Genomic DNA, 23,373 nt, shown 5'->3' on the forward strand with positions numbered 1-23,373 from the left:
AGAGACGAAAACGCCGCGATTAACATTCTAATCAAGGCATTGCAAATACTTGGCTATGTATCAAATACGCTAGGGCATAGCGAAATTAACGCTTGCGGAGAGACGACCCTCTACTTGGACTTGGAAACAACGCTCAAGCAAAGTCACTCGTTGAAGCAAGAATCTCCCGTCACAGCGTAGCTTGACGGTGAGAGTGTCAATGCTCGATCATTTCTGCCACGCTGCACTAATCGAGCCGATTTAGTTCTTATAAGTAATTTTTATATACTCTATATATTGACAACGATATAACTATACGGTTATAAATTACATACAGCACGGCAAACGCTGTGAACATTCATAAATACATAAAGCATTCATCTTTCAGGAGATATATTCCATGTCAAGTTCTGTAGTCAGACCTACAGGTGATAACCTGTGGGAACGGTTTTGCAACTGGATTACCAGCACCGAAAATCGGCTGTATATTGGTTGGTTTGGGGTGTTGTTGATTCCGACAATGCTAACAGCTGCGATCGCCTTCATTCTCGCCTTTATTGCTGCACCTCCAGTAGATTTAGATGGCATCCGGGAACCTGTTTCTGGTTCTTTGCTTTCCGGCAATAATATAATGACAGCGACGATCGTGCCAACTTCGGCGGCTGTTGGTTTGCACCTTTACCCGATGTGGGAAGCAGCTTCTCTGGATGAATGGCTCTACAATGGTGGCCCATACGAATTAATTGTCCTGCACTTTTTAATTGCGATTTTTGCTTACATGGGTCGGGAATGGGAGTTAAGCTATCGTTTAGGGATGCGTCCTTGGATTCCCGTAGCTTTCTCTGCGCCTGTAGCGGCGGCAACTGCGGTTTTGTTGGTTTATCCGATCGGACAAGGCAGTTTTTCTGATGGTTTGATGTTGGGAGTTTCTGGTACTTTCAACTTCATGATTGTTTTCTCGGCAGAACATAATATTTTGATGCACCCATTCCATCAATTAGGTGTAATTGGTGTGTTCGGTGGCGCGTTATTTTCCGCGATGCACGGTTCTTTAGTAACTTCTAGTTTGATTCGGGAAACGAGTGAGAACGAATCTGCTAATTACGGTTACAAATTCGGTCAAGAGAAAGAAACTTACAATATCGTAGCTGCTCATGGTTACTTGGGTCGCGTACTCTTCCAATATGCAAGTTTTAATAATGGACGATGGCTCCACTTTGTCCTCGCAGCTTGGCCCGTTGTAGGAATTTGGTTCGCGTCTTTGGGTATTTCGACAATGGCGTTTAACCTGAATGGTTTTAACTTCAACCAATCAATACTTGACGCTGAAGGTCGAGGAATTAATACCTGGGCTGATATTCTTAACCGAGCTAATTTGGGGATTGAAGTAATACACGAACGCAATGCTCACCAATTCCCTCTAGATTTAGCTTCTGTTGATGTGCAACCTGTAGCTTTAACTGCGCCTGCAATTAATGGATAAAGTCCTCTTTTTGTCAGCAGCTTCTCTTTAATTTGTTCCCCTGACTTTTAGTGTTGCAGCTAAAGTCAGGGGTTTTTTTGATGATTACAGCCAATTGCCTACTAAGACAAAGGCAGCCCAGAAAAATGGATGTTGAAATTGAGGATTTTGTAATAAAGATAGTTGAGCATTATGAAGTGCTATGGCTTTGTTTTCATGATTAGCTAACTCGTGATAGAACTGGGTCATTAAAATAGCTGTAGCTTCGTCACTAACTGACCACAAAGATGCTACGGTACTGCTAGCGCCAGAACGCACTGCCATTCCAGCAATTCCCAAGGCAGCACGATCGTCACCTTCAGCTGTTTGGCAAGCACTAAAAACGAGTAATTGAATGGGGGCAAATTTACTGCGTTGTCTATCTTTTAGGATTTGTTCTAAGTCTTTAATATTGAGAAAACCATCCCAAGTGAGAATAAATGTATTTTGGGCTTTTGAGCTAAAACTGCCGTGAGTAGCAAGATGAATAATGGGGAAAGCTGTTAATTTTAGCTTTTTTTGGATAGCTTCAGTGGTAAAATCTTGATTCAGAAGTTGCTCAGTTGAAATCAGAGTTTGTATTTGTTGTAATTCCTGAACTACAGAGGGTAATGCTGGGAAGCCGTGACGTGATTCTGATAATCCAGCGGTTAATGCTTTGAGATGTTCTTTGCTAAAAGATGTCCGATCTTGCAAATATTGACTAGGGCTAAGTGCGATCGCATATTTTTCTAATAAATACTGCTTTCCGTCATATAAAACACTCATTGGAACATTCCGTAACACTCCATCCAATACAAAAACTAAGGTTTTTGCTTCACTGCGATCGAGTTCCATCTCAGTAGGTTTAATTAGCCAGTTATACAGCTGTTGAGAAAGAGCTAAAATTTCATCTTTTCTAGAACTTCCTATAGTGATCTTGAGTAAACTGCGACGTAGTTGAGTGACAACACTTCTCAATTTATCCTGGGAGATAGAAGTAGAGTAGTGGCGCAATGGTTTTCCCGGTAAGGAAAGTATAATTTCTAATCGATCGGGCAAAATAATCGGATAAATAATTGCTGCTGTGGGATCTACTTGACTGATTGATACTCCACTCGAACTAGAAACTGTTTCGGAACAAGTATCACCAAAAAAGTTATCAAGTTCGGCTAATTGAAGTGATTCCATTAATGCTAACACCTCGTTTAGGTTATCTTGTGTTGGTTGATTGTTAGCTGTAGGTGTTAATAGTAAATTTATTAATTCTCGATAAACAGGTTCTACATTCTTTTTAAAAGAAAATTGAACTTCTGTATTGGCGCTGACTAAATCTCGCCGGAGAGATTTCAGGATTAAAATTGTGTCATTGTAAGCTGCGATCGCGTCAGGAATTTTCCCATTAGCTTGAAAAATTCGACCTAGTTGCCAATGCCATTTATAAGCAATATCGGTATCATTTAAAGCTTGAGCTTTTAGGAGTGCTTGTTGCGTTAAATCTTGAGCATCTGTTAATTTTCCACTCATCTCATATAAACTGCCCAATCTTCCTAAAGCATAAGCTTCACTACGTCGATCTCCCAAAGATTTTGCCTGCTCAATTGTAGTTTTTAAAAGATTAGCTATTTCTGACCAATCTGCCGCACCTTTGCTAGTATTTTCTCTTAGACGCATCAAACTTTCAGCAAAATTTATCTTTGCAAACAAGCTATTTCTACCAAGCGGTAGTTCACTTAAAGAATTCTGAATAGTCGGATATAAATTGCTGGCAGAAGTAATCCGAAACTCATCAAGCAATAAACTCAGTTGATTTAGTTGTGCCTGAACTTTTATGAAAGGTGAAGTTTTTATATTCGCTGCTTGAACATAAAATTGTAATGCTGCTTGATTATCCTCAGCAGTGCGAGCAGTATTACCTAAAGCTAACAAACTTTTTGCTGCTATTTCAGGAGCATTAATTCGTTGGGATAATTCCCTACTTTCCTGTAAGACAGTACGAGATTTTTCTATTTCTCCTATTCGTTGCCAAGCATTACCTAAAGCAATTAGTGTTTCGGCTTTTACTAAAGAGTCAGGTTGTGTTTCTAATAGTTCTTTTAATTGGGTTAAAATATGCAATTCTTGCTGATACAATCCTAATGCTTGTAAGGCTTGGGCTTGATTCAGAAGAGAACCTATTTTTCCGGTTTCATCTTTTAACTGGGTGTAGATAGTTTCTGCCTGTTTCCAAGTATTAAGTGCTGCTTCTGCTTTTCCTTGAACTAACTGTAGTTGACCTTGGATATTCAAAGCTTGGGCGAAAATGGCTGATTGTTGGGGATGATTGGTCAGAAGTTGTAAACTTTGGCGAATTGTTGTATTTGCGGCTTCCCATTTTCCTAACTGTTGATAACCTAGAGAAATCAGATTTAATGATGAAGCTTGTCCAATTTCATCTTTTTGAGATGTAAAAGCGGTATTCGCTTGTTGCCAAAGTTTAATTGCGTCAGTTATTTGACCAGCTTGATACAAGAGTTTGCCCTGTTTTAATAATATTTCAGGGTTTGATAGTTGTGTTTTGGTGTTAGTAGGTGAGGCTGAGATATGGGTTGCGAATAAAGGATGGGGAACAACTAAACTTAATAGTAACGAGCTAGCGAAAATGAGGAAAAATGAAATCAATCCTAAGTGTTTTTTCCAGGGATAAGTTCGATGAAATTTCTGATACATATTCAATCTTTAAGTTTTAATTATTGCGCCTGACAATCGGGTAAAGTCCACCAATGAGAATTAGTTAAATTAACTTGGCGAGCAGTTAAAATTATGTCTCCGTTGGCAGATTTAAACCATCCTTGGGCTTCGATTAATGAATCGGGTGCAGAGGCAGATACATGAGGAGTTACTTCCACTGATTGATTCGGATTAGTATAAGTGTCACGCAGGTCTAGCCAAACATTATCTCCACTGAAAGGGTCGCTAGGGCTAGGTGGCAAACCACCACGACCTGTAATAGTAAAAGTATTATTTGCCCCTGGACTACAACGCTTAGTAATCAATTCGGTGTTATTGATGAAATTATCAGATAGTTGAATTAATCCTTGACTAGGATTAATTTCGGCAATTTGAATATCTACTGTGCCACTAAATTCTGCACCAAGTTCTGAAGAAGCAGTAATATCGCTAGTCTTGGGACTTTCTTGTTGGCGAAATGCAGTACCAAAGATAGCTTGTGTTTGAATTTGTATCCGACCACCAAAACTTTGTTCTGCATCAGCTGTAATATCGCTATTTTCTAGGGCTGCTAATGTTTGGCTATTAATTGCAATATTGCCACCACTTGCGGTTCCTTTGGCGTTAGTAGAAATTAGACTTTGGTGACGTAGTTGCAAGCTTGAGGTGTTGAGTGTAATATTACCGCGATCGCCAGCGGCAGAGGTTGCCGTCAGTTTGCCTTGATTATTCAGTTGAATCAAATTTGCGGAAATACTTAAATTGCCAGCTGCACCAGTTCCAGTTCCACTAACAGTAATTTCTGCGCGATCTCTGACTACTAATTTCGGAGTTTCTATTCTCAAATCTCCTGCTCCTCCAGCCCCTTGACTCCGCCCTAATAACCTACTAGGTACGCTGCTATTTGCACCAATACCGATAATTTGCACAGATTCAGTTGCCTTAATTGTTAGCGATCCGCCCGGTTGTGTAGTATTTGTTCTAGCACCAACAGCAATTTCTCCCCCATCTTTAACTAATAATTGACTTGTTTGGATATTCAGATTACCTCCCTTACCTTGAGCACCTGTGAGAGCTTGGGCAAATAAGCCACTTCCATTGTTACCATCAAAGGTTTCGCCGACTAATTCAACTGTGTTTGCAATTACTGTGAAGTCGCCTGCTTGACCTTTAGTTATAGTCGAGACGGATATTTGTGCTCCTTGCTGTAAACTTAATTTTTGGGTTTGAATTGTTAAGCTGCCACCTGCTCCGGTTTCTTTAATTTCTGTTTGATTTGTATCCCCTGCTCTAGCAAAAATCCCGCTCGGAAAAAAATTTTCTTGTTCATAACCGCCACCAATTGCAGTTACAGATTCAGAGGCATTAATTGATACATTACCTGCTTTACCAAAGCCTAAAGTTGTGGCGGAAATCTGTGCTCCATCTAGTAGGGTTAATTTTCTTGTATTTACAGTAATATTCCCGCCGTTGCCTGTGGTTTCTTGTTGGGCTTCGGCAATCAAGCCACCACTATTTTGACTGAAATTATTGTTGATTGGCGATCGCATACCTACCAATTCTAAAGATTCGGAAGCATTTACCGATAAGTTTCCGGCATTTTGCTCCCCTAACGTACTATTTTCTATTTGTGCGCCATCGCGTAAAGTGACTCGCCCGCCCCAAATCTGAATTTCACCGCTAGCTGTACCACTGGTATCTATTTTCGCTTCTTGTGACAGTTGGATGTTGCCAAAATGCTCTACTGATTCATATCCCAAAGCTAGGTTTGGTAATAATTTGAGGCTGACGAAGCTTTCTCGTTGAATGCTACCTAGTTCAACTCTGCCGCCCGCTGCTGTGATTCTGCCGCCCTCTAGCTCGATATTCCCTGCAACTAAGGCTAAGGTTTGATTAGCTGGAACTTCTAAACCGACTATTTTTCCGCTGCTGTCTGTGGCGATCGATTGATTAATAATGCTTCTCGGTGTCTGATTGAATTGCAGCCCAATTGGTACATTGATGCTTAATAAAGGTGCAGTTTGGGGGTTGGTGGCGCTGAAAAAGCTACCATCAGATAATTGAATGCTGCTGGCAGTGCTAGCAACAAAAGAACCTCTCAAGTTTAATCTGGCATTAGGGCCAAATAAAATTCCATTGGGATTAATCAAAATTAAGTTGGCGTTCCCCAAAACTCCGAGTGTTCCAAAAACATGAGATGGGTTATTACCTGTAACTCGGCTGAGAATATTTTGAATTTGAGTTGGGTTGGTGAAGTAAACGCTACGTCCTGGTTCTATATTGAATTGTTGAAAGCTGTGAAATAGGGTGGTTCCACGAATTGCTCCGCCTTCTATTTGGTCGATATTATTATCAACATTTGGGGTGATGATTGAGCTTTCATTACCAAGTGTGGCATCTGGGATGATTTGTGCTGTAGCGTTTTCCGCGGGCATTGCGATCGCTCCCAGAAAAACTAAATAGCTGATTTTTACTAAGGGAAATTTTTGACTCCTTTTAGAAATCAACCTCAAAGTTGAGTGTTTCATTATTTTGCTTCAGTACTAACTAAAGGTACTCGCTAATAATGCCTCTTAAAAATTAAAAGCTAATTTTGAATTTCAGGGAATAGGGAATAAATTTTTCCCACTTTAGGTTGGTAGCCAATTTAAGAGGCATTTTAGCCAAGCTTTATTAGCGTCCTTCTCCTCCGTTACGCAGTACAGGGCGAGGAAAATTACCTTGGTTATTATCATTGGCGATCGCAGTTATTTTGGCATCAACTTGACTGACGCTTTCTGAATCACCTAATGTTATGTAGTTCTGCTTGGCTTGGTTTAATAATTGATTCGCTTCTTCTTTTTTGCCTAATTTAAATTGCACATCTGCTAATGCTACTTGAGCCGCTGCTTGTTCTGGCAAATTGTTAGCTGCTTTTGCTAGTTTTTCGGCTTGGCTATAAGCTGCTGCGACTTCACTCAGATCGCGTCCTGCTTCTAAATAAAGATCGCCTAACTTATGATAAATTGCTGCTGTTTGATTCCCATCTTTGATTGCTCCTTCTAAGGAGGCGATCGCTTTATTCAAATCTCCCTTTTGTCTAAAATTATCCGCACGTTTGATGATTCCTTGTGCTTCATCAGTACTCAAGGTTACTTCAGTTTTTGATGCCGATTGAACAGTTGATTGAGCAACTGAAGGATGAACCGAAATTCCTACTGTTGTCAAAGCTACAGACAACATTAAGGGAATATAAGCTATCCGCGCCATTTTGTATTCTCCTAAAAGCGTAAAATTGATAAAGCAGAAAATCAAGAATATCGAGGGATTTCCTGTTATTTTTTCAGAGAAAATGCTGTTTTTCTCCCAGTAATTTCTGCTGAAGTCGTACTATTGCTACAACCAAGTATAAATCATCTGATTCCACTTATGCCAAGCCAGGAAGAAAACAGCTTTAGCTTTGCGCTGCTGGATTTTAGGCATTATCTATAATTCCCACATCGCAAGGCGAAAGCCAGACTAATTAATAATTCTTCAAACAATCATTTAATGAGAGTCGGGGTAGAGTATTACTGGTAATTCATTTACAGGCGGAACAACAAGAAATTAAGTGAGTTAAGCTATCAATTATGCGATCGCTCTCCATTGGCATAATCTCATTTCCGTGTAACACTTCTTGAGACAACGTAAAGTGAATTAATGAGCCTAAAAATATTCTCGCTGTAGCTTCAGGATCGGGAATTTGTAGCTCTGGATGCTCGGTTAAGTATTTAGTTAGTGTTTCTAATCCTGGCTTGGCAATATTTTGAGCAAAAGTTTTCGCTAAACTGGGAAATCTCGCTGATTCTCCTATCACTAATCGCACAAAAGTCATGTACTCTGGATCGTTAGACATTTGATAGATTAATGCTTTGGCTAATTTTCGTAACAGTATTTTTGGTTCATCAGATAAAGTCAAGCTTCCCATAATTAGCTGAAACTTTTTCTTCGCTAATCTCTCTACTAAAGTGACAAATAACCCTTCTTTGTCCTGAAAATGGCTGTAAACAGTCGCTTTGGAAACTCCTGCTGTCTTCGCTACTCGATCCATGCTCGTAGCAGTGAAGCCTTGCGCTAAAAACTCTTGCATCGCGCCTTGAAGTATCTGCTCTCTCTTATCGTTGATTTCTTCTACTGCGGCTTTACTGACTCTTTTACTCATCCTTTCCCCACTGGTAGTTACTAGCATTCTTATCATCCCACCTTGATTATCGAAAATTTTTTACTGGGTACTTGACTACATTATACTAAACGGTTTAGTATAGCAGTAACAAAACTAAACGGTTTAGTTCTTAAGCGAATGACGTAAGAGGTTTCAAATGCTAGTAGATTCGGGTGAATCCAAGTCTAGATTAAGCTTTCTTGAAAAATTACTTCCTAAAAATGCGTTAGTGATGGCGACAGCAGCCACTCTGTTAGTCAGTGGGACTAGTGCTTACACAATTTGGCGGTTGCAGTCTTCCGAGTCGCAAGCTTCCCAAGCGCCAGTGGTAGTAGTTCCCCAAATCAAGACGGTGACGGCTTTGGGACGTTTGGAACCGCAAGGGGAAGTTTTGACGGTTTCCGCGCCTGTGTCGGCTGAGGGTAGCCGGGTTGAGCAACTGTTGGTGAAACAGGGGGATAGAGTGAAGGCGGGACAGGAGATTGCGATTTTGGATAGTCGCGATCGCCTAGCTGCATCTTTACTGCAAGCGCAAGAGCAAGTAAAAGTAGCACAGGCTAACTTAGAGAAAGTGCTAGCAGGAGCGAAAAAAGGCGAAGTTGAAGCCCAAAAAGCGACAATTGCCCGAATTAATGCTGAAAGAGAGAATGAAATAGCGGCACAAAAGGCGACAATTGCCCGAATTAATGCCGAACGTGAAAGCGAAATTACCGCACAAAGAGCAACAATTGCCAGAATTAATGCTGAAAGAGAGAGCGAAATTGCGGCACAAAAAGCGACAATTGCCAGGTTAGAAGCGGAACTTCGCAATGCTCAAACTGAGTATAAACGTTATGAATTGTTATATAAAGATGGAGCAATTTCGGCTTCAGCCAAAGATAGTAAAAGTTTAACCTTAGCTGCTGCTCAAGCGAGAGTCAAAGAAGCGGAAGCTAATTTAAATAGAATAGAAGCATCGAAGTTTGAGCAATTAAAAGAAGCGGAAGCTAACTTAACCAAAATCACCTCAGCGAAAGCACAACAATTAAATGAAGCCGAAGCTAATCTAAGGAGAATTTCGGCGGGGAAACAAGAACAAATCAATGAAGCGAAAGCGACTTTAGAAAGAATTTCGGAAGTTCGCCCAGTAGATGTAGAAATTGCTAAAGCGGAAGTTAGTCAAGCCGAAGCAGCAGCGAAAAGGGCGAAGGCAAATTTAGAGACGGCGTATGTGCGATCGCCCCGTGATGCCCAAATCTTAAAAATTCACACAAATGCTGGGGAACTAATTAGTAATGAAGGCATTGTGGAATTGGGAGAGACCGATCGAATGTATGCAGTTGCCGAAGTTTACGAAAGCGATATTAGCAAAATTAAACTTGGGCAAAAAGTGCTAGTAAAAAGTGACTCCCTAACCAAAGAATTACCCGGAACAGTTGAACGAATTGGCTTACAAGTCAAAAAACAAAATGTAGTTAACACCGATCCATCTGCGAACATTGATAACCGAGTCGTAGAAGTGCGAATTAAACTCGATGAAGCAGCAAGTAAAAAAGTAGCCGGACTAACTAACTTACAAGTAAACGTGGAGGTTCAATTATGATCGGTTTTATCCAACAAATTCGCCGCCGCATTCCTTTAGGTTGGCTACAATTAACCAAACAAAAAAGCCGTTTATTAGTAGCAATTTCAGGAGTAGCTTTTGCCGATGTTTTAATGATGATGCAATTAGGTTTTCAAACCGCATTGTATGACAGCAATACCAGATTACATCAACACTTAGATACAGACTTAGTATTAATCAATCCCCAAGGGCGAAATTTGATTAATATGTCTACATTTCCCCGCCGACGTTTGTATCAATCAATGAGTGTAGAGGGAGTTAAATCAGCCGATCCGCTTTATATAAATATGGGGAATTGGAAAAACCCAGAAACCCAAAAAGAAACCAATGTTTTAGTATTAGGATTCAACCCTAATAAACCAGCTTTTGACTTACCCGAATTGCAGCAAAATTTACATCTAATTAAAATGCCAGATACGATGTTATTCGATGAAGCTGCCAGAGGAACATATCAAGGAACGATCGCCCAAGTTTCCCAAGGTGAAACAGTTAACACCGAGTTAGAAAGACGCAAAATTAACATCAGTGGATTATATAAAGTTGGCGCTTCCTTCGCTGCTGATGGCAGTTTAATGACTAGCGATCAAAACTTTTTAATGTTGTTTCCCAGAAGGTCAGCTTCTAGCGTTAACATTGGCTTAATTGAGTTAAAACCAGGCTACGATCCGCAGCAAGTTGCGGCATCTTTAAACGCTTATTTGCCCAGTGATGTCAAAGTGTTAACTAAGGAAGAATTTATTGAATTTGAAAAAAATTATTGGTCTACAAATACCGCAATTGGTTTTGTCTTTAGTTTAGGCGTAACAATGGGATTTTTGGTAGGGGTAATTATTGTTTATCAAGTCTTATCTACAGATGTGAACGATCATATCGGAGAATACGCCACTTTTAAAGCAATGGGATACAGTCATGCTTACTTTTTAGGCGTGGTATTTGAAGAAGCGATAATATTAGCAATTCTCGGATTTATTCCGGGGGTAGCTGTGTCTTTAGGAATGTATCGTTTAACCAGAGTGGCGACAAATTTACCTATGTATATGACGATTGCTAGGGCTTTGCAAGTGCTAATTTTAACGATAATTATGTGTGCTATTTCTGGGGTAATTGCTACTCGGAAATTGCAAGCCGCCGATCCTGCTGATATGTTCTAATTGCGAGTTGAAAAAATGTTAGAATCACCAGTCATTGAAATCAAAAATCTCGATCATTTTTTCGGTAAAGGTCAACTGAAAAAACAGGTACTTTTCGATATTAATTTGGATATTATGGCAGGAGAAGTTATCATTCTAACTGGCCCTTCTGGATCGGGAAAAACTACTCTTTTGACTTTAATTGGTGGATTACGTTCTGTTAGTGATGGTAGTTTGAAACTGTTAGGTAAAGAGTTGTGTAATGCTTCGGGGAAACAGTTAGTGGAAGCGCGTCGTCGCATTGGTTATATTTTCCAAGCACACAATTTACATAAGAGTTTAACGGCGCAACAAAATGTACAAATGGGGTTGGAATTACATCGGGAATATTCGGTGGGGGAAATGCGATCGAAATCCGCTGAAATGTTGGAATTTGTAGGTTTGGGAAATCGGAGCAATTACTACCCGGAGGATTTATCAGGGGGACAAAAACAACGGGTAGCAATTGCTAGGGCTTTAGTCAGTCATCCGAAGATTGTTTTGGCTGATGAACCAACTGCTGCTTTAGATAAAAAGTCGGGTCGAGATGTGGTGAATTTGATGCAAAAGTTGGCTAAGGAACAGGGTTGTACTATCTTAATGGTGACTCATGATAATCGGATTTTGGATATTGCCGATCGCATTGTTCACATGGAAGATGGACAGTTATCTAATGCTAATTTGCAGTTAGTTACTGCTGGGTAATTAGAGATTTTTTTTTGAACCGCGTTCGCGTAGCGGTGCGTAGCACTTAGACGCGAAGAGCGCGAAGGAAGAAGAAAGAAGAAAGAAAAGCTATTTTCTACATCTGTGTTCATCTGTGTTCATCTGTGGATATCTGTGGTTAAAAAAAGATCTCAAACCTCAGACTTAGTTGCTAAATCCATCTTACTTTCATTTTGTTGGCGAATCTTGGCGTAAATTTTATATATCGCCACAATCACTAAAGTTAACGCCACAAGGCTAGCAACAGCTGAATTTACTGGTAAGCTTTGTTTGAAAACTGCTAACAAAATGATCGCCAATAACAATACAGTCGGAACTTCATTTAATATCCGAAACTGTTCGCTTTTCCAAGTTGATGTTCCGGCGGCTAATTGTTTCATAATTCGACCGCAGTAAAAATGATAACCGATTAAAACGGCGACTAAAAGCAATTTAAAATGTAACCAAGGACTTTTTAAAACATCGGGTTCTGTGAAGAGAATGGCGATCGCCATTGCTGCTGTTACTACCATTCCTGGTGTAGTAATAATGTTGAAGAGGCGTTTCTCCATGATTTCATATTGTTGCTTGAGAATTGTTTTTGCAGGTTCCGGTTTTTCCTCTGCTTCAGCATGGTAAACAAACAGACGCACTATATAAAACAACCCAGCAAACCAAACCACAATTCCGATTAGGTGAAATGTTTTAAACCAAAGATATGCCATGACTCATTTCCTGCAAAAGTCTCGACCCAACATTTTAGCATTGTGGGAGGTGTTGCGATCGCACTGAGATCCCCCTAAATCCCCCTTAATAAGGGGGACTTCAAATGCAGTCTTGTCCCCCCTGAAAAGGGAGACTTAAACCAAATTCTTGTTCCCCCCTTACCAAGGGGGGTTAGGGGGGATCAAGGGGGGTTAGGGGGGATCAAGCTTCTGTAGCAAATTCTGATTAAATTGCCCTAGAAAGCAGCTTTTCGGTTCTTGGTTTAGTGTGAGTATCAAAAATTATTGCAATATTTCGCACTAACAACCTTCCCATTGATGTCACTTCAATTCGGTTAGCAGATAATTCCAGCAACCCATCTTTTTCTAAAGGTTTCAATGCTTCTAATTCGGACGCAAAATAGCTATCAAAATCAATATTATATTTGGCTTCGATTGTTGACTTCTCTAACTGAAAGTTAGACATAATTTGCATAATTACATCCCGACGCAAGATGTCAATTTGACTAAGTTTAAAACCGTGACTTACTGGTAAACAACCAGCATCAATTGCTTGGTAATATTCTTTCAAAGTTTTTTGATTTTGCGCTAAAGTATCTTCCAACATACTAATAGAAGTTGCGCCAAACCCAAATAGATCGATTTCTGGTTTGGTGGTATAACCTTGGAAGTTGCGTTTTAAGGTTTTTTGTTGTTGGGCGATCGCTAACTCATCATTAGGTTTAGCAAAGTGATCCATTCCAATAAACACATAACCATTATTGGTAATTTCTTGAATCGTCATTTGCCAAATTTCTAGCTTTTCCTGCGGTTTTGGTAAAGCAGCTTCCGAGATGTTTTTCTGTACAGGTTTCATCCAGGGAACATAAGCAAAATTAAATACTGCAATTCTGTCAGGATCTAACTTGACTGTCTTTTTAATTGTTTCCTTAAAACTAGACAAACTTTGGAAAGGTAAACCATAAATTAAGTCAACATTGACACTTTCAAAACCTGCATCTTTAATCCATCCCATCGCTTCAAAAAGCATTTCTTCCGGTTGCACCCGATTCACTGCTTCTTGCACTTCGGGATTAAAATCTTGAATGCCAAAACTAATTCGGTTAAACCCTAGCGACTTTAAAAAGAAAATATAATTTTTATCTACGTATCTGGGATTAATTTCAATAGAAACCTCTGCATTTGCATCCAATTTAAAATGACTGTTGATCTTTTTCCAAAGTGATTCAACTTGTTCTAAAGATAAATAATTCGGTGTACCACCGCCCCAATGCAATTGTAAAACCTTGCGTTGCGAGTCAATTAAACTCGATGTAAGTTCAATTTCTTTAAATAAATACTGTAAATATTTTTCGGCTAGTTTTTTGTTACTAGAAACTACTACGTTACAACCACAAAAGTAACAAGGACTTTGACAAAAAGGTAGATGGAAATACAAAGATAAAGGTGTATTGCGTAAATTAGAAGCTTCAATCGCTTGACGACAATCTAATTCTGTAAAATCTTTGCTTAACTCAGTTGCAGGTGGATAGCTAGTGTATCGAGGTGTGGGATTGCCGTATTTTTTAATTAAGTCGAAGTCAAAACTTACATCTTGTAAAGAGAATCTCATTTACCTTGTCTCCACAGTTGAACAATAATTTAGATGCTGCTATGAATTAGTATTTAACCTTAAATTGCCATTTAGCTATATGTGTATTAATAAAATTTAATATTTTGTATAAACAAGAAAAGTATATTCACTTTTTATACATTGACATAATTTAAGCTGATCGAAAATAATGAAAATATCTTTAATCTAGAAGAATACAATGCTTACAACAGAAGACAAAGAAAAGATAAAACAGCTATTCAAAGAATGTAGAGAAGTTGACTCTGAGCCAAGAGCACTTTTCCACTTAATAGCAAATAGAGATCCCAGGTTAGTGAGTTTAGTATACTCAGTTTGTAGGCGAGATGACGGTACAATTGATGAAGGAGAAGCTGAATTATTAACTTGGTTAGATACTTTTATTATGGGTGGTTCTGACGATCCGTTTATCGATCGTTATCGCGATCGTTACCGCGATCTTTATCCCGATCGTTATCGCGATCGTTATGAACCTTATCGCGATCGTTATCGTCCATCTGGAGATATGAGAGAATTAAGTGACTTAATTGAGTTACTCATCGAGGTAGAAGAAAGTGAATAATTAACTTTTTTCTTAAGTTTAGGACAAGGAGATAATATTTACTATAAATAATTATCTCCTGATAATAAATCGTTATTAAATTCAGATGTTTCTAATTTCTGAACCATGACTAATGGCAGGAAAACCATCAATAATGAACCGAACCATCTGGCATAATTGCGCCTGTTAAATTAGCATCAGTTAAGATAGTTCTGGTTAAATCTGCACCTAATAAATTAGCTTTTTGTAAATTTGCTCCTGTCAAATCAGCATAGCTCAAATCTGCACCTTGCAAACTAGCTTCGCTAAGATCTGCTAAATAAACTTGCTCTTTTTTCCAAACTGCTAAATTAGTCCGACAAAGTTTAGCACCATCTAATTTTGCTTGATTTAATTGCACTCCATTTAAGTGAGCATAACTAAAATCTGCATCACTCAAATTCGCACCTCTTAAATTAGTTATTTGGTGTGAAGTAGGACGAAAATCAGCTTCAAACAAAATTGCTTTAGCTAAATTTGCACTACTCAAATTACAACCACACAAATAAGCTTTGGCAAAATTTGCTTGTTCTAAGTTCGCCCTAATTAATATTGCACCACTTAAATCTGCTTCGCGTAATTGTGCTAAGGAAAGATCGGCTTCACTTAAATCTGCACCCCAAAGAATTATTTCACTTAAATTTGCTTGACGGAGGTTAGCTTGAACTAGATTTGAGTGTCCTAATCTAGCTTCGCGTAAGTCACTATTGCTGAGGTTAGCACTATGAAGATTAGCATCCACCAAGTTAGCTTCCCGCAAATCAACTCCGGCTAAATTTACTTCAGCAAAATTTCTTTCTGCTGCTGCATATCGTCTCAGCAGTTCATCGACATCCATAATTCTTAATTTGTTATCTTTATCTGCGTTTTGTATCATGACATAATTTTATTAAAAATGTTCTAACAGTTTGATTAAACTTTTCTGGTTCCACCAAAAATGCCCAATGATTTCCCGGTACTTGGGTAAGTTGCAAATTTTTCAGATACTTTTTGTAAGGTTGCAATTGCCAATCGAAGCGATTTACACCTTTTTCTGGTTGGATAAATAAGGTGGGAATGTCGATCGCACTCACAAACCCAGGTTCCAGCATTACTTCATCGAAAATACCATCCCTTGCCGCAATTGTAAATTTGCTAACCCAAGTTCTATCAGCTTTCTGCACCAAACTTTCTCGAAAAATTTGCTCTTGTAAAGGAGTCCAACCTTGATATTGATTTAATAATTTTGCCTGTGCAACAGCTGTTTCATAAGTAGCAAATGGACCCATCCCTTTTAAAAAAGGCAAAACTTGATATAAAAAGGGAAAAGTTAACTTAACTAAGCTGGGAAATTTCCAAATAAAAATCGGATCGACTAAAATCATACTGCGAAAACGTCGGGGATTTTTTCTCGCCCAAATCGCCGCTAATTTCCCAGTCCAAGAATGACCTAAAATATGAGCATTTTGCCATCCTAACTTATCCATTAATGCTTCTAAATCGGCGATCGAACTCACAAAACTATAATCTTTATCCGGTTTACTACTCTCCCCATGTCCCCGCATATCCGGCGCAACCACATGAAATTCATCAGCTAAATCATCACCCAAAACTGACCAAACCAAAGCATGATCCGCTAACCCATGCAACAATAAAACAGGTTCCTTTCCTTGATTCCATTCTAAATAAGAAAGTTGAATCTCCGAAGTTGATAAACTTTGACGTACAGCCATTTTTCCCACTTTCCTAACTTCTTCCCAGTTCGTAGTAACGACTTCAGTCGGTTTACTTAAAAGTATACGACTGAAGTCGTCACAACGAACTATTTCTTAGCTTTTTCTACCATATTACGTGGAGGGATATTCTCACCTTGGTAAAACCGTTTTTCTAACTTACCAAGATACAACCAAACTGCACCTAAACATAGACTTAATCCAGTTAACAAAGCTGTTGGTAAAATCGCTTTTTGATTCAGTAAAACAGCGATGATTGGTGTAATTGTCCAAGCAAATGCCACACCAACACCCAACCCCAATCTAACTTTTTGAATGTTCGCCAAAGCAGTGCGACAACTCTTACATTTAGTTGTGTGAGAGTGATATCTATCTAACAATTCTTCACGAGACAAAGCCGGAGGCAAACTAGTATTAGGAAATGGATCTACACTATATTGATTCACCCATTGCCGCAACTCAAACACAAAACTATCTGCTTTTGTTGGCAGATAAAACGCCTTTGTAAAATTCTCACTTCCCACTTCTGCCAAATAGCGTTCTTGATGATGCAAGAAAATTTGGTCATCCTCCAAAACTCGATTTTGTCCTAAATGAGAATACCAACGCGGAGTCAACTTAATAAATAAACCAGGCAATTTCGAGGCAAACTTAAAAGGAAAAATCGCAAACAAACGACATTCACCTTTGCGAATTGGAGTAGCATAAACCACCGTTAAAGTTCTACCAAACTGCTTAGAAGTTAAGTCATGCCACATCAAATTCGGCGCAATAAAAGTAGTATCTTGCCTTCCCAAAGTACCCTTTCTTGGCCCTTCTTGCCAAACACCTTTAAAGCCATTTTTCCCAGACTCAGTAACTTCTAATTCCACTGGACTAGCATTACTGCGATTTCCCACCGTGCGATGATGAGTGTAAGGAACATGACTCGCATCTAACACATTTTCTAATAGTGTCAAAGCATCATAAGGCAAATCCCGAAAAGTATTAATACAAGTCCATTCATCAGGATTTTCTTCTATTGCATCGACAATGGGAACTTTGGTTAATGCCGCATTTTCCGGTTTTCCCGGATAAACAAACAACATTCCCTGTTTTTCAATTGTTGGTAAAGAAGCAACACAAGCTCTTTTAGAAGTCTCCGCTTTACTATCAGCAACTTGCTGGGGGATACGTTCGCAATTCCCATTTCCCGCAAACGCCCAACCGTGATAAGGACATTCTAATAAACCATCTTCAGCAACTCTACCTTCCGAAAGACGCGCCAAACGATGGGGACATTTATCATCAAAAACTCTCCAACTTGAAGCGTTTTTATCCCACCAAATGACAATATCTCTTCCTAGCAGAGTAAATGGTGTAGGTTGCGACTTATCCAAATCTGCCAGATAATGTACAGGATACCAAGCTTCTTGCCAGTCGAAGCGATCGCGATCGTTCCCACCCGCAAGCATTTCTGCTGTTGTATTCTCAAGTGTTGGGGAAGTTGTCTCCATACTTTACGTCTCTACTCATTTCCACCTTCTTAATTGTGTCCGTTATCTTTAATTTTTGCTAAAGTACGTTGTTGCGCTTTAGCGCCGCAGCGAAATTTAATCTAAAATCAAAAATCAAAAGACCCCGTTGTAACTGAAGGTAACGGGGTCTTTAAGAAAAAGAAATCTTTGGTAGGCATAACCTACCCTCTTAAAGTTGACTACATTTGGCGCATTTCTGCTTCTAACATCCGTACTAAATTTTCGTCTCCGTTAGCTCTGGCGACTTCCAGACGATGTTCGAGTCTTCTTTGGATATTGGCGCGATGCACATCAGAGACTCTTTGTAGATCTTCACGTTTTCTGTTCATTTTGGACTCTTTCTTTTACTTAACTGCTGTATGTTCTATACCCTTATTATAACTAAAATTCAGCAAACTGTATCTTAATTTACAGAAATTTATGTCTTGACTTCCATTAAAATAACTGGTTTTCCGCCTAGTTTTCACCCAACTGTAGGATGCCAATCAAAACAGGCTGTGCAATTTGAGTTTTAGGCCAGTTATTTGCATCAATATAGCCAAAAATATTTTTTTATAGATAGACAAAATAAAGATAAAAAACTTTATACAACTTAAAATTTGTATACCAAAAAATTCCCTGACCCTATAATAAGCCTCAGTAAAAAGTAAGTAAACAGATATTTCAAAGGAATTTATATGACTTTCAAATACAAAGTACTGTCTATTGATGGTGGCGGTATTCGGGGAATTATTCCCGCAATGATTTTAGCAGAAATCGAAAATCGCACAGGCAAAAGAATTCATGAAATGTTCGATCTAATTGCTGGTACTTCCACCGGAGGAATTATCGCTTTAGGTTTAACAATGCCATCAGAACAAGATAACAAACAGGCTAAATATTACGCTAAGGATTTGGTGGAACTTTACAAGCAAGAAGGCAACACAATATTTAAAAAAAATGAATCATTTATTGAAAAGTGCGTAGAACAACGCTTGAGAGAAGTTTTAGAGTTTTTGCATTTACCATTTGCAGAAATTGATGAACTCCTGAGTGCTAAGTATCTTTCAGAAGGGCGAGAAACAGTTTTGAATAAGTACTTTGGTGATACTCCTATTAAGGAAGCACTAACTGAAGTTTTCATTACTAGCTATGATACAGCATTCAGGCTGCCTGTTTTCTTTACTAGCAAAAGACACAAAATTCAAGGAAGGTGTTTTCATAAGGTATATGAAGGCTTTACTATGAAGCAAGCAGCAATGGCAACTTCCGCCGCTCCCACTTTTTTTGAACCACATAAAGTGCTGTTTTCTGAATCACTAAGTAAAGAAATCGAGAAGGAAAGTAACGGCTATCACAAAGATGACCACTATTCTTTAGTTGATGGCGGAGTTTTTGCTAATAATCCTACATCGCTAGCAGTTATGGAGGCAATTATTAACACAAAAATAAGAGACGGAGAAGTGGAAAAAGAAGATAGATTAGAACTTGAAGATATATTAGTTGTTTCTCTTGGTACTGGTTCTCTAACACGGAAATATGCCTACGATCAAGCAAAAAAATGGGGATTAGTTAAGTGGATAAACCCACTGATTAATATTTTGATGGATGGTACTAACGAATCAGTAGCCGTACAGCTAGAACAACTGTTAGCCAAACACCAATACTATCGCTTCCAAGGAATGCTCGATCAGAATAAAGGTAATGACGATATGGACGATGCAACGCCGCAAAATATCAGTAACTTGGAAGAATTAGCAGTGGATATAATCAATAAAGAACGTCAAAAATTGGAAGAGTTATGCCAGATGCTGTAGTTGGTTGAATAAACTTGTAAGATCAGGCAAGTTAGGAGTATGTCTATCAGGCATACTCTTTATTGTTGCGATCGCATTTTAACCAAATGAAACAACAGAAAATTGTTACTCTTTTAACTGATTTTGGCTTAAGTGATGTTTATGTTGGGGTGATGAAAGGCGTAATTGCCGACATTAACCCAACTTTAAAAGTAATCGATTTAACTCATGAAATTCCCCCACAAAATTTGATTGCGGCGAGATTTTGTTTAATGAATGCGGTTCCTTATTTTTCGCAAGAAACTGTACATATTGCTGTAGTTGATCCAGGGGTGGGAAGTAATAGGAGAGGAGTAGCAATAAAATTTGAGGGTGGTTTTTTAGTTGGGCCAGATAACGGTTTATTTAGTGGTATTATTGGTCAAATTGCAGCAGTTGAATTAACTAATTCTCGTTACTGGCGCACTGATTCACCTAGCACAACTTTTCATGGAAGAGATATTTTTGCAGCTGTGGGGGCACATTTGGCTAGTGGTGTTGATTTAGAGGAGTTGGGAATTGTAATTAATCCTGAAAGTTTGATAAAATTGCCAGTTGTTGAATGTCGAGAGAAAGAGGGGATTGTAGAGGGTTGTATTCAGTATATCGATCGCTTCGGCAACCTAATCACCAATATCCCCGGTAATCTAGTAATCAACAAAACTTGGACTGTAGAAATTGCTGGCAGGAATATCCCAAGTAAAATAACTTACAGCGACATTCCAATAGGTAGCTTAATCGCTTTAATTGGTAGTCATGGCTGGGTAGAAATTGCCGTTAATAACGGTAATGCTCAGTCAAAGTTACAACTAAATTATGGAGATCCGGTTAAAGTGTTACTCAATTAATGAATTGTAGATACAATTAACTAAAGGTGTTCTCCGAAGTTTAGCAGTTGGAAATATGACTCAAGTAATAGATTCATCAGAACCGAAAGTATATCAAGGACAATTTGGGGAGTTTACAATTACTCAGAGCGATCGTACAGGCGTAATCATCTATCGCATCAGCTTAATCATAGCAGCATTAAGTTTTGCCGCTGCTACTTGGTTAGTTCTCACCCAAATTGATAACCCAATAACCCTCAATGCAGTAACTCTTTTGTATGCTACTTTTTCTATAGCATTGGGAGTTAGCTTATATACAATTCATATTTACATGGCATCCTTACATCGCACCTTACAAATTTTTTGGGGAATCGGAGTTTTAACTTCCATTGTATTAATCATTCAAAGCAAACAACCCCTAGCCCTGTACATTTATCAGCATCCATTAACAATTTTAGGAGTCGGATTTCTCTTCGCCGCTTTAACAGGAATTTATTTCAAAGAAGCCTTTTGTTTCAACCGTTTTGAAACTAAAATTCTGACACCAATAGTACCATTATTATTAGTCGGACATCTTCTTAACTTGATTCCCCTAGAAATCGAACAAGTTTTATTAGCAATTTGGGCAGTTTTATTTGTCGTATTTGCTGGGCGAAAAATCCTGCAAGAAATTCCCCAAGATATCGGAGATAAAAGCGTTTTTGAATACTTGGAAAAGCAGCATAAAGTCAAAGCTTGAGGAAACTACACCCCAGAAACCCGGTTTCTTGCCACCAAAAAACATGGGATAATCAAATCAGAAGCTAGTAAACTCTTTTAAGTAGTGGAAGAACGGGTATATTGGTTAGCTTGGTCGCAAGTTTCCGGCGTTGGGCCAATTTTGCTCAAACGACTGCAAAAGCATTTTATTTCCTTGTCAGCAGCTTGGGAAGCCAGTCCAAATCAACTTAAGGAAGTGGAGGGATTAGGGAATAAAACAGTGCAGGCAGTTGTGGAAAAAAGAGCAAAAATTGATCCAGAAAAACTGCTCAAACAGCACTTAGAAAAAAACCCCAACTTTTGGACACCTGCTGACCCCGAATATCCCCGTTTATTATTAGAAACCCCTAACCCACCATCAGTACTTTATTATCGAGGAAAACCCCAACTTTCCGAAAATCAAGGTATCACACCGACAGTTGCTCTTGTCGGTACTCGTTCCCTTTCCGAATATGGCAAACGTTGGACAAGAAAAATTAGTGCAGCTTTGGCTAAACAAGGATTTACCATAGTTTCCGGCATGGCAGATGGCATTGATACCGAAGCACATGATGCTTGTTTAGAAGTAGGTGGAAGGACTTTAGCAGTGTTAGGAACTGGAGTCGATGTAGTTTATCCGCCTCGTAATCGCAGTTTGTACGATCGCATATTAGAAAACGGTTTAGTATTAAGTGAATACACTGCCGGAACTCAACCCAATCGCACTAATTTTCCCCCACGAAATCGCATCATTGCAGGTTTAAGTAGAGCAGTATTAGTAATGGAAGCACCCACAAAATCAGGCGCTTTAATTACCGCGGATGTTGCTAATGAAATAAAGCGCGACGTTTATGTATTAACTGCTCGTTTAGACGATTATAAATCTCATGGTTGCTTAAAATTATTAAACAAAGGAGCTACCGCTATTCCCATTGAATTTGATGAACTTTTAACCATGTTAGGAGCAAAACCTGTAGCAGAAAAAGCAGATTTTTCATCCTTACCATTATTTAATCAACCGCAAATCAATCAACCGCAAATAGCAAATCAACCACCAATTCCTGATTTAGAACCAGAGTTAAAACAGGTTTTTCAAACTCTAACTACAGAACCTTTATCTTTTGATTTAATTGTGCAACAAAGCAGTTTAGCAGCGAGTGTTGTTTCTAGCGCATTGTTGCAATTAGAATTAATGGGATTAGTAACTCAATTGCCCGGAATGAGATATCAAAAATGTTAGCCAGAAATTTTAGACCTTAGTTTCTTTAACTTGTATTTGAACAGAGAATCCCAAAGTATTTAGTTGTAGTTGTAGGGTGCGTCAGACCATAAATCTAAGCGAAAACATCAGGGATTTAGCTTCTGACGCACCCTACTAGTTGTATTTGAACAGAGAATCCCAGACTATTTAATAGACAGACTAAAGTATAAATTTCTTTGCCTGCAATTTCTGAAAGCATTTTATTAAGCTTTTCAGGATTTTGGGTAGCTGCTTCTGAAAGATTATTTTTTCTGATATTGGCATTAATTACATCTTGTATAACTGCTCTAATTAGTTGAGGATCGCTGTCTTCTGATTCTAAAGCTGCACTCAAGTAAGCAGCAGCTTCTTCAGGATTTTTTAGTGATTCGATTAGTGCATCTTGCCAACTATCACTTACTAAAATCTTCGCTTCGTTCATGGTAGTTTCTCCAGTATTCTTTTGCCTTAAGGATGTCCTGTTCTTGAGTACTTTTATCACCGCCACAAAGTAGAAGAATAATTGTTAAACCTACTTGCCCAAAATATACTCTGTAACCAGGGTCATAATCAATTTTAAGTTCGCACACTCCTTCTCCAACAGAGCGATAATTTCCTAAATTACCGAGGTTAACACGCTTTATCCTTTGATTAATTTTAGCTCGAACTTTGCGATCGCGCAGTGAATCAATCCACTCAGCAAAAGGAATTCTTCCATCTACTGTAATATAACGCTGAACATCTCTAGATTGTGCTTCCATAAAT

General features: G+C 38.8%; 21 protein-coding genes and 1 pseudogene. 10 read left to right on the forward strand and 12 right to left on the reverse strand.

The window, feature by feature from the left end; genetic code table 11:
- A pseudogene (locus tag ACE1B6_RS15315) lies at positions 1–180 on the forward strand (RNA-guided endonuclease TnpB family protein); the annotation flags it as partial.
- 199 nt (positions 181–379) lie between these two features.
- Complete coding sequence (gene psbA, locus ACE1B6_RS15320) at positions 380–1,462, forward strand: photosystem II q(b) protein (protein WP_413258113.1); 1,083 nt, start codon at positions 380–382, stop codon at positions 1,460–1,462.
- Positions 1,463–1,546: 84 nt separating this feature from the next.
- Here the strand turns inward: psbA and ACE1B6_RS15325 are convergent, their stop codons facing one another.
- The 4 genes from ACE1B6_RS15325 to ACE1B6_RS15340 form a co-directional block, all read right to left on the reverse strand.
- Entirely contained in the window at positions 1,547–3,970 is a 2,424-nt protein-coding gene (locus ACE1B6_RS15325; RefSeq protein ID WP_413258114.1) for a CHAT domain-containing protein, read from the reverse strand.
- Positions 3,971–4,188: 218 nt separating this feature from the next.
- Complete coding sequence (locus ACE1B6_RS15330; protein WP_413258115.1) at positions 4,189–6,696, reverse strand: two-partner secretion domain-containing protein; 2,508 nt, start codon at positions 6,694–6,696, stop codon at positions 4,189–4,191.
- Between the two features lie 145 nt (positions 6,697–6,841).
- Positions 6,842–7,417, reverse strand: a complete 576-nt coding sequence (locus ACE1B6_RS15335) for a tetratricopeptide repeat protein (RefSeq protein ID WP_413258116.1) — start codon at positions 7,415–7,417, stop codon at positions 6,842–6,844.
- Positions 7,418–7,727: 310 nt separating this feature from the next.
- Positions 7,728–8,348 (reverse strand): TetR/AcrR family transcriptional regulator, encoded by a 621-nt coding sequence (locus ACE1B6_RS15340; protein WP_459563038.1) that lies wholly within the window; start codon positions 8,346–8,348, stop codon positions 7,728–7,730.
- A gap of 157 nt (positions 8,349–8,505) precedes the next feature.
- Here ACE1B6_RS15340 and ACE1B6_RS15345 point away from each other — a divergent pair, with 157 nt between their 5' ends.
- Genes ACE1B6_RS15345 through ACE1B6_RS15355 form a run of 3 tightly spaced genes read left to right on the forward strand, consistent with a single transcriptional unit; the run spans position 8,506 to position 11,825 of the window.
- Entirely contained in the window at positions 8,506–9,930 is a 1,425-nt protein-coding gene (locus tag ACE1B6_RS15345) for an HlyD family efflux transporter periplasmic adaptor subunit (RefSeq protein WP_413258118.1), read from the forward strand.
- A complete protein-coding gene (gene devC, locus ACE1B6_RS15350; RefSeq protein WP_413258119.1) occupies positions 9,927–11,102 on the forward strand; it encodes an ABC transporter permease DevC in 1,176 nt (391 codons plus the stop codon). The genes ACE1B6_RS15345 and devC overlap by 4 nt, the downstream gene beginning before the upstream one ends.
- Before the next feature lie 15 nt (positions 11,103–11,117).
- A complete protein-coding gene (locus ACE1B6_RS15355; protein ID WP_413258120.1) occupies positions 11,118–11,825 on the forward strand; it encodes a DevA family ABC transporter ATP-binding protein in 708 nt (235 codons plus the stop codon).
- Positions 11,826–11,977: 152 nt separating this feature from the next.
- Here ACE1B6_RS15355 and hemJ read toward each other — a convergent pair whose 3' ends face one another.
- Both hemJ and hemN read right to left on the reverse strand, forming a co-directional pair.
- Complete coding sequence (gene hemJ, locus ACE1B6_RS15360; RefSeq protein ID WP_413258121.1) at positions 11,978–12,550, reverse strand: protoporphyrinogen oxidase HemJ; 573 nt, start codon at positions 12,548–12,550, stop codon at positions 11,978–11,980.
- 226 nt (positions 12,551–12,776) lie between these two features.
- The gene (gene hemN, locus ACE1B6_RS15365; RefSeq protein ID WP_413258122.1) at positions 12,777–14,162 is read right to left on the reverse strand and encodes an oxygen-independent coproporphyrinogen III oxidase; all 1,386 of its coding nucleotides are present in this window, start codon (positions 14,160–14,162) and stop codon (positions 12,777–12,779) included.
- A gap of 199 nt (positions 14,163–14,361) precedes the next feature.
- Between hemN and ACE1B6_RS15370 the strand changes: the two genes are divergently transcribed.
- On the forward strand, positions 14,362–14,742 hold the full coding sequence (locus ACE1B6_RS15370; protein ID WP_413258123.1) for a hypothetical protein: 381 nt from the start codon (positions 14,362–14,364) through the stop codon (positions 14,740–14,742).
- A 127-nt stretch (positions 14,743–14,869) separates the two neighbouring features.
- On the opposite strand, the gene hetL is transcribed toward ACE1B6_RS15370, so the two are convergent.
- The 4 genes from hetL to pirA form a co-directional block, all read right to left on the reverse strand.
- Entirely contained in the window at positions 14,870–15,598 is a 729-nt protein-coding gene (hetL, locus tag ACE1B6_RS15375; protein WP_459563039.1) for a heterocyst differentiation pentapeptide repeat protein HetL, read from the reverse strand.
- A 19-nt stretch (positions 15,599–15,617) separates the two neighbouring features.
- On the reverse strand, positions 15,618–16,472 hold the full coding sequence (locus ACE1B6_RS15380; RefSeq protein ID WP_413258125.1) for an alpha/beta fold hydrolase: 855 nt from the start codon (positions 16,470–16,472) through the stop codon (positions 15,618–15,620).
- Positions 16,473–16,561: 89 nt separating this feature from the next.
- Positions 16,562–17,968, reverse strand: a complete 1,407-nt coding sequence (locus ACE1B6_RS15385) for an aromatic ring-hydroxylating dioxygenase subunit alpha (protein WP_413258126.1) — start codon at positions 17,966–17,968, stop codon at positions 16,562–16,564.
- A gap of 200 nt (positions 17,969–18,168) precedes the next feature.
- The gene (pirA, locus tag ACE1B6_RS15390; protein ID WP_413258127.1) at positions 18,169–18,318 is read right to left on the reverse strand and encodes an arginine synthesis PII-interacting regulator PirA; all 150 of its coding nucleotides are present in this window, start codon (positions 18,316–18,318) and stop codon (positions 18,169–18,171) included.
- Between the two features lie 348 nt (positions 18,319–18,666).
- Between pirA and ACE1B6_RS15395 the strand changes: the two genes are divergently transcribed.
- The 4 genes from ACE1B6_RS15395 (at position 18,667) to dprA (ending at position 22,608) form a co-directional block, all read left to right on the forward strand.
- A complete protein-coding gene (locus ACE1B6_RS15395) occupies positions 18,667–19,785 on the forward strand; it encodes a patatin-like phospholipase family protein (RefSeq protein ID WP_413258128.1) in 1,119 nt (372 codons plus the stop codon).
- An 86-nt stretch (positions 19,786–19,871) separates the two neighbouring features.
- Complete coding sequence (locus ACE1B6_RS15400) at positions 19,872–20,651, forward strand: SAM hydrolase/SAM-dependent halogenase family protein (protein WP_413258129.1); 780 nt, start codon at positions 19,872–19,874, stop codon at positions 20,649–20,651.
- A gap of 55 nt (positions 20,652–20,706) precedes the next feature.
- Positions 20,707–21,369 carry a DUF2301 domain-containing membrane protein gene (locus ACE1B6_RS15405; protein ID WP_413258130.1) on the forward strand — a complete coding sequence of 221 codons (663 nt, stop codon included), beginning with the start codon at positions 20,707–20,709 and terminating at the stop codon, positions 21,367–21,369.
- Positions 21,370–21,453: 84 nt separating this feature from the next.
- Complete coding sequence (dprA, locus tag ACE1B6_RS15410) at positions 21,454–22,608, forward strand: DNA-processing protein DprA (protein WP_413258131.1); 1,155 nt, start codon at positions 21,454–21,456, stop codon at positions 22,606–22,608.
- 115 nt (positions 22,609–22,723) lie between these two features.
- Here dprA and ACE1B6_RS15415 read toward each other — a convergent pair whose 3' ends face one another.
- Entirely contained in the window at positions 22,724–23,050 is a 327-nt protein-coding gene (locus tag ACE1B6_RS15415; RefSeq protein ID WP_413258132.1) for a helix-turn-helix domain-containing transcriptional regulator, read from the reverse strand.
- Positions 23,022–23,369, reverse strand: coding sequence for a type II toxin-antitoxin system RelE/ParE family toxin (locus tag ACE1B6_RS15420; protein ID WP_413258133.1), 348 nt, complete (start codon positions 23,367–23,369; stop codon positions 23,022–23,024). Before ACE1B6_RS15420 ends, ACE1B6_RS15415 begins: the two co-directional genes overlap by 29 nt.
- Positions 23,370–23,373 lie beyond the last annotated feature (4 nt).

This window comes from Floridaenema fluviatile BLCC-F154, from assembly GCF_041929135.1.
Taxonomy (GTDB): Bacteria; Cyanobacteriota; Cyanobacteriia; order Cyanobacteriales; family Aerosakkonemataceae; genus Floridanema; species Floridanema fluviatile.

Excerpts from the sequence above, each read along its gene's own strand:
- ACE1B6_RS15405 (WP_413258130.1), top strand. The coding sequence starts at position 20,707 with ATGACTCAAGTAATAGATTCATCAGAACCGAAAGTATATCAAGGACAA.
- ACE1B6_RS15380 (WP_413258125.1), bottom strand. The coding sequence starts at position 16,472 with ATGGCTGTACGTCAAAGTTTATCAACTTCGGAGATTCAACTTTCTTAT.
- ACE1B6_RS15345 (WP_413258118.1), top strand. The coding sequence starts at position 8,506 with ATGCTAGTAGATTCGGGTGAATCCAAGTCTAGATTAAGCTTTCTTGAA.
- pirA (WP_413258127.1), bottom strand. The coding sequence starts at position 18,318 with ATGAACAGAAAACGTGAAGATCTACAAAGAGTCTCTGATGTGCATCGC.
- psbA (WP_413258113.1), top strand. The coding sequence starts at position 380 with ATGTCAAGTTCTGTAGTCAGACCTACAGGTGATAACCTGTGGGAACGG.
- hemJ (WP_413258121.1), bottom strand. The coding sequence starts at position 12,550 with ATGGCATATCTTTGGTTTAAAACATTTCACCTAATCGGAATTGTGGTT.
- ACE1B6_RS15395 (WP_413258128.1), top strand. The coding sequence starts at position 18,667 with ATGACTTTCAAATACAAAGTACTGTCTATTGATGGTGGCGGTATTCGG.
- devC (WP_413258119.1), top strand. The coding sequence starts at position 9,927 with ATGATCGGTTTTATCCAACAAATTCGCCGCCGCATTCCTTTAGGTTGG.
- ACE1B6_RS15355 (WP_413258120.1), top strand. The coding sequence starts at position 11,118 with ATGTTAGAATCACCAGTCATTGAAATCAAAAATCTCGATCATTTTTTC.
- hemN (WP_413258122.1), bottom strand. The coding sequence starts at position 14,162 with ATGAGATTCTCTTTACAAGATGTAAGTTTTGACTTCGACTTAATTAAA.
- ACE1B6_RS15420 (WP_413258133.1), bottom strand. The coding sequence starts at position 23,369 with ATGGAAGCACAATCTAGAGATGTTCAGCGTTATATTACAGTAGATGGA.
- ACE1B6_RS15340 (WP_459563038.1), bottom strand. The coding sequence starts at position 8,348 with ATGAGTAAAAGAGTCAGTAAAGCCGCAGTAGAAGAAATCAACGATAAG.
- ACE1B6_RS15330 (WP_413258115.1), bottom strand. The coding sequence starts at position 6,696 with ATGAAACACTCAACTTTGAGGTTGATTTCTAAAAGGAGTCAAAAATTT.
- ACE1B6_RS15385 (WP_413258126.1), bottom strand. The coding sequence starts at position 17,968 with ATGGAGACAACTTCCCCAACACTTGAGAATACAACAGCAGAAATGCTT.
- ACE1B6_RS15400 (WP_413258129.1), top strand. The coding sequence starts at position 19,872 with ATGAAACAACAGAAAATTGTTACTCTTTTAACTGATTTTGGCTTAAGT.
- ACE1B6_RS15370 (WP_413258123.1), top strand. The coding sequence starts at position 14,362 with ATGCTTACAACAGAAGACAAAGAAAAGATAAAACAGCTATTCAAAGAA.
- hetL (WP_459563039.1), bottom strand. The coding sequence starts at position 15,598 with ATGGATGTCGATGAACTGCTGAGACGATATGCAGCAGCAGAAAGAAAT.
- ACE1B6_RS15335 (WP_413258116.1), bottom strand. The coding sequence starts at position 7,417 with ATGGCGCGGATAGCTTATATTCCCTTAATGTTGTCTGTAGCTTTGACA.
- ACE1B6_RS15415 (WP_413258132.1), bottom strand. The coding sequence starts at position 23,050 with ATGAACGAAGCGAAGATTTTAGTAAGTGATAGTTGGCAAGATGCACTA.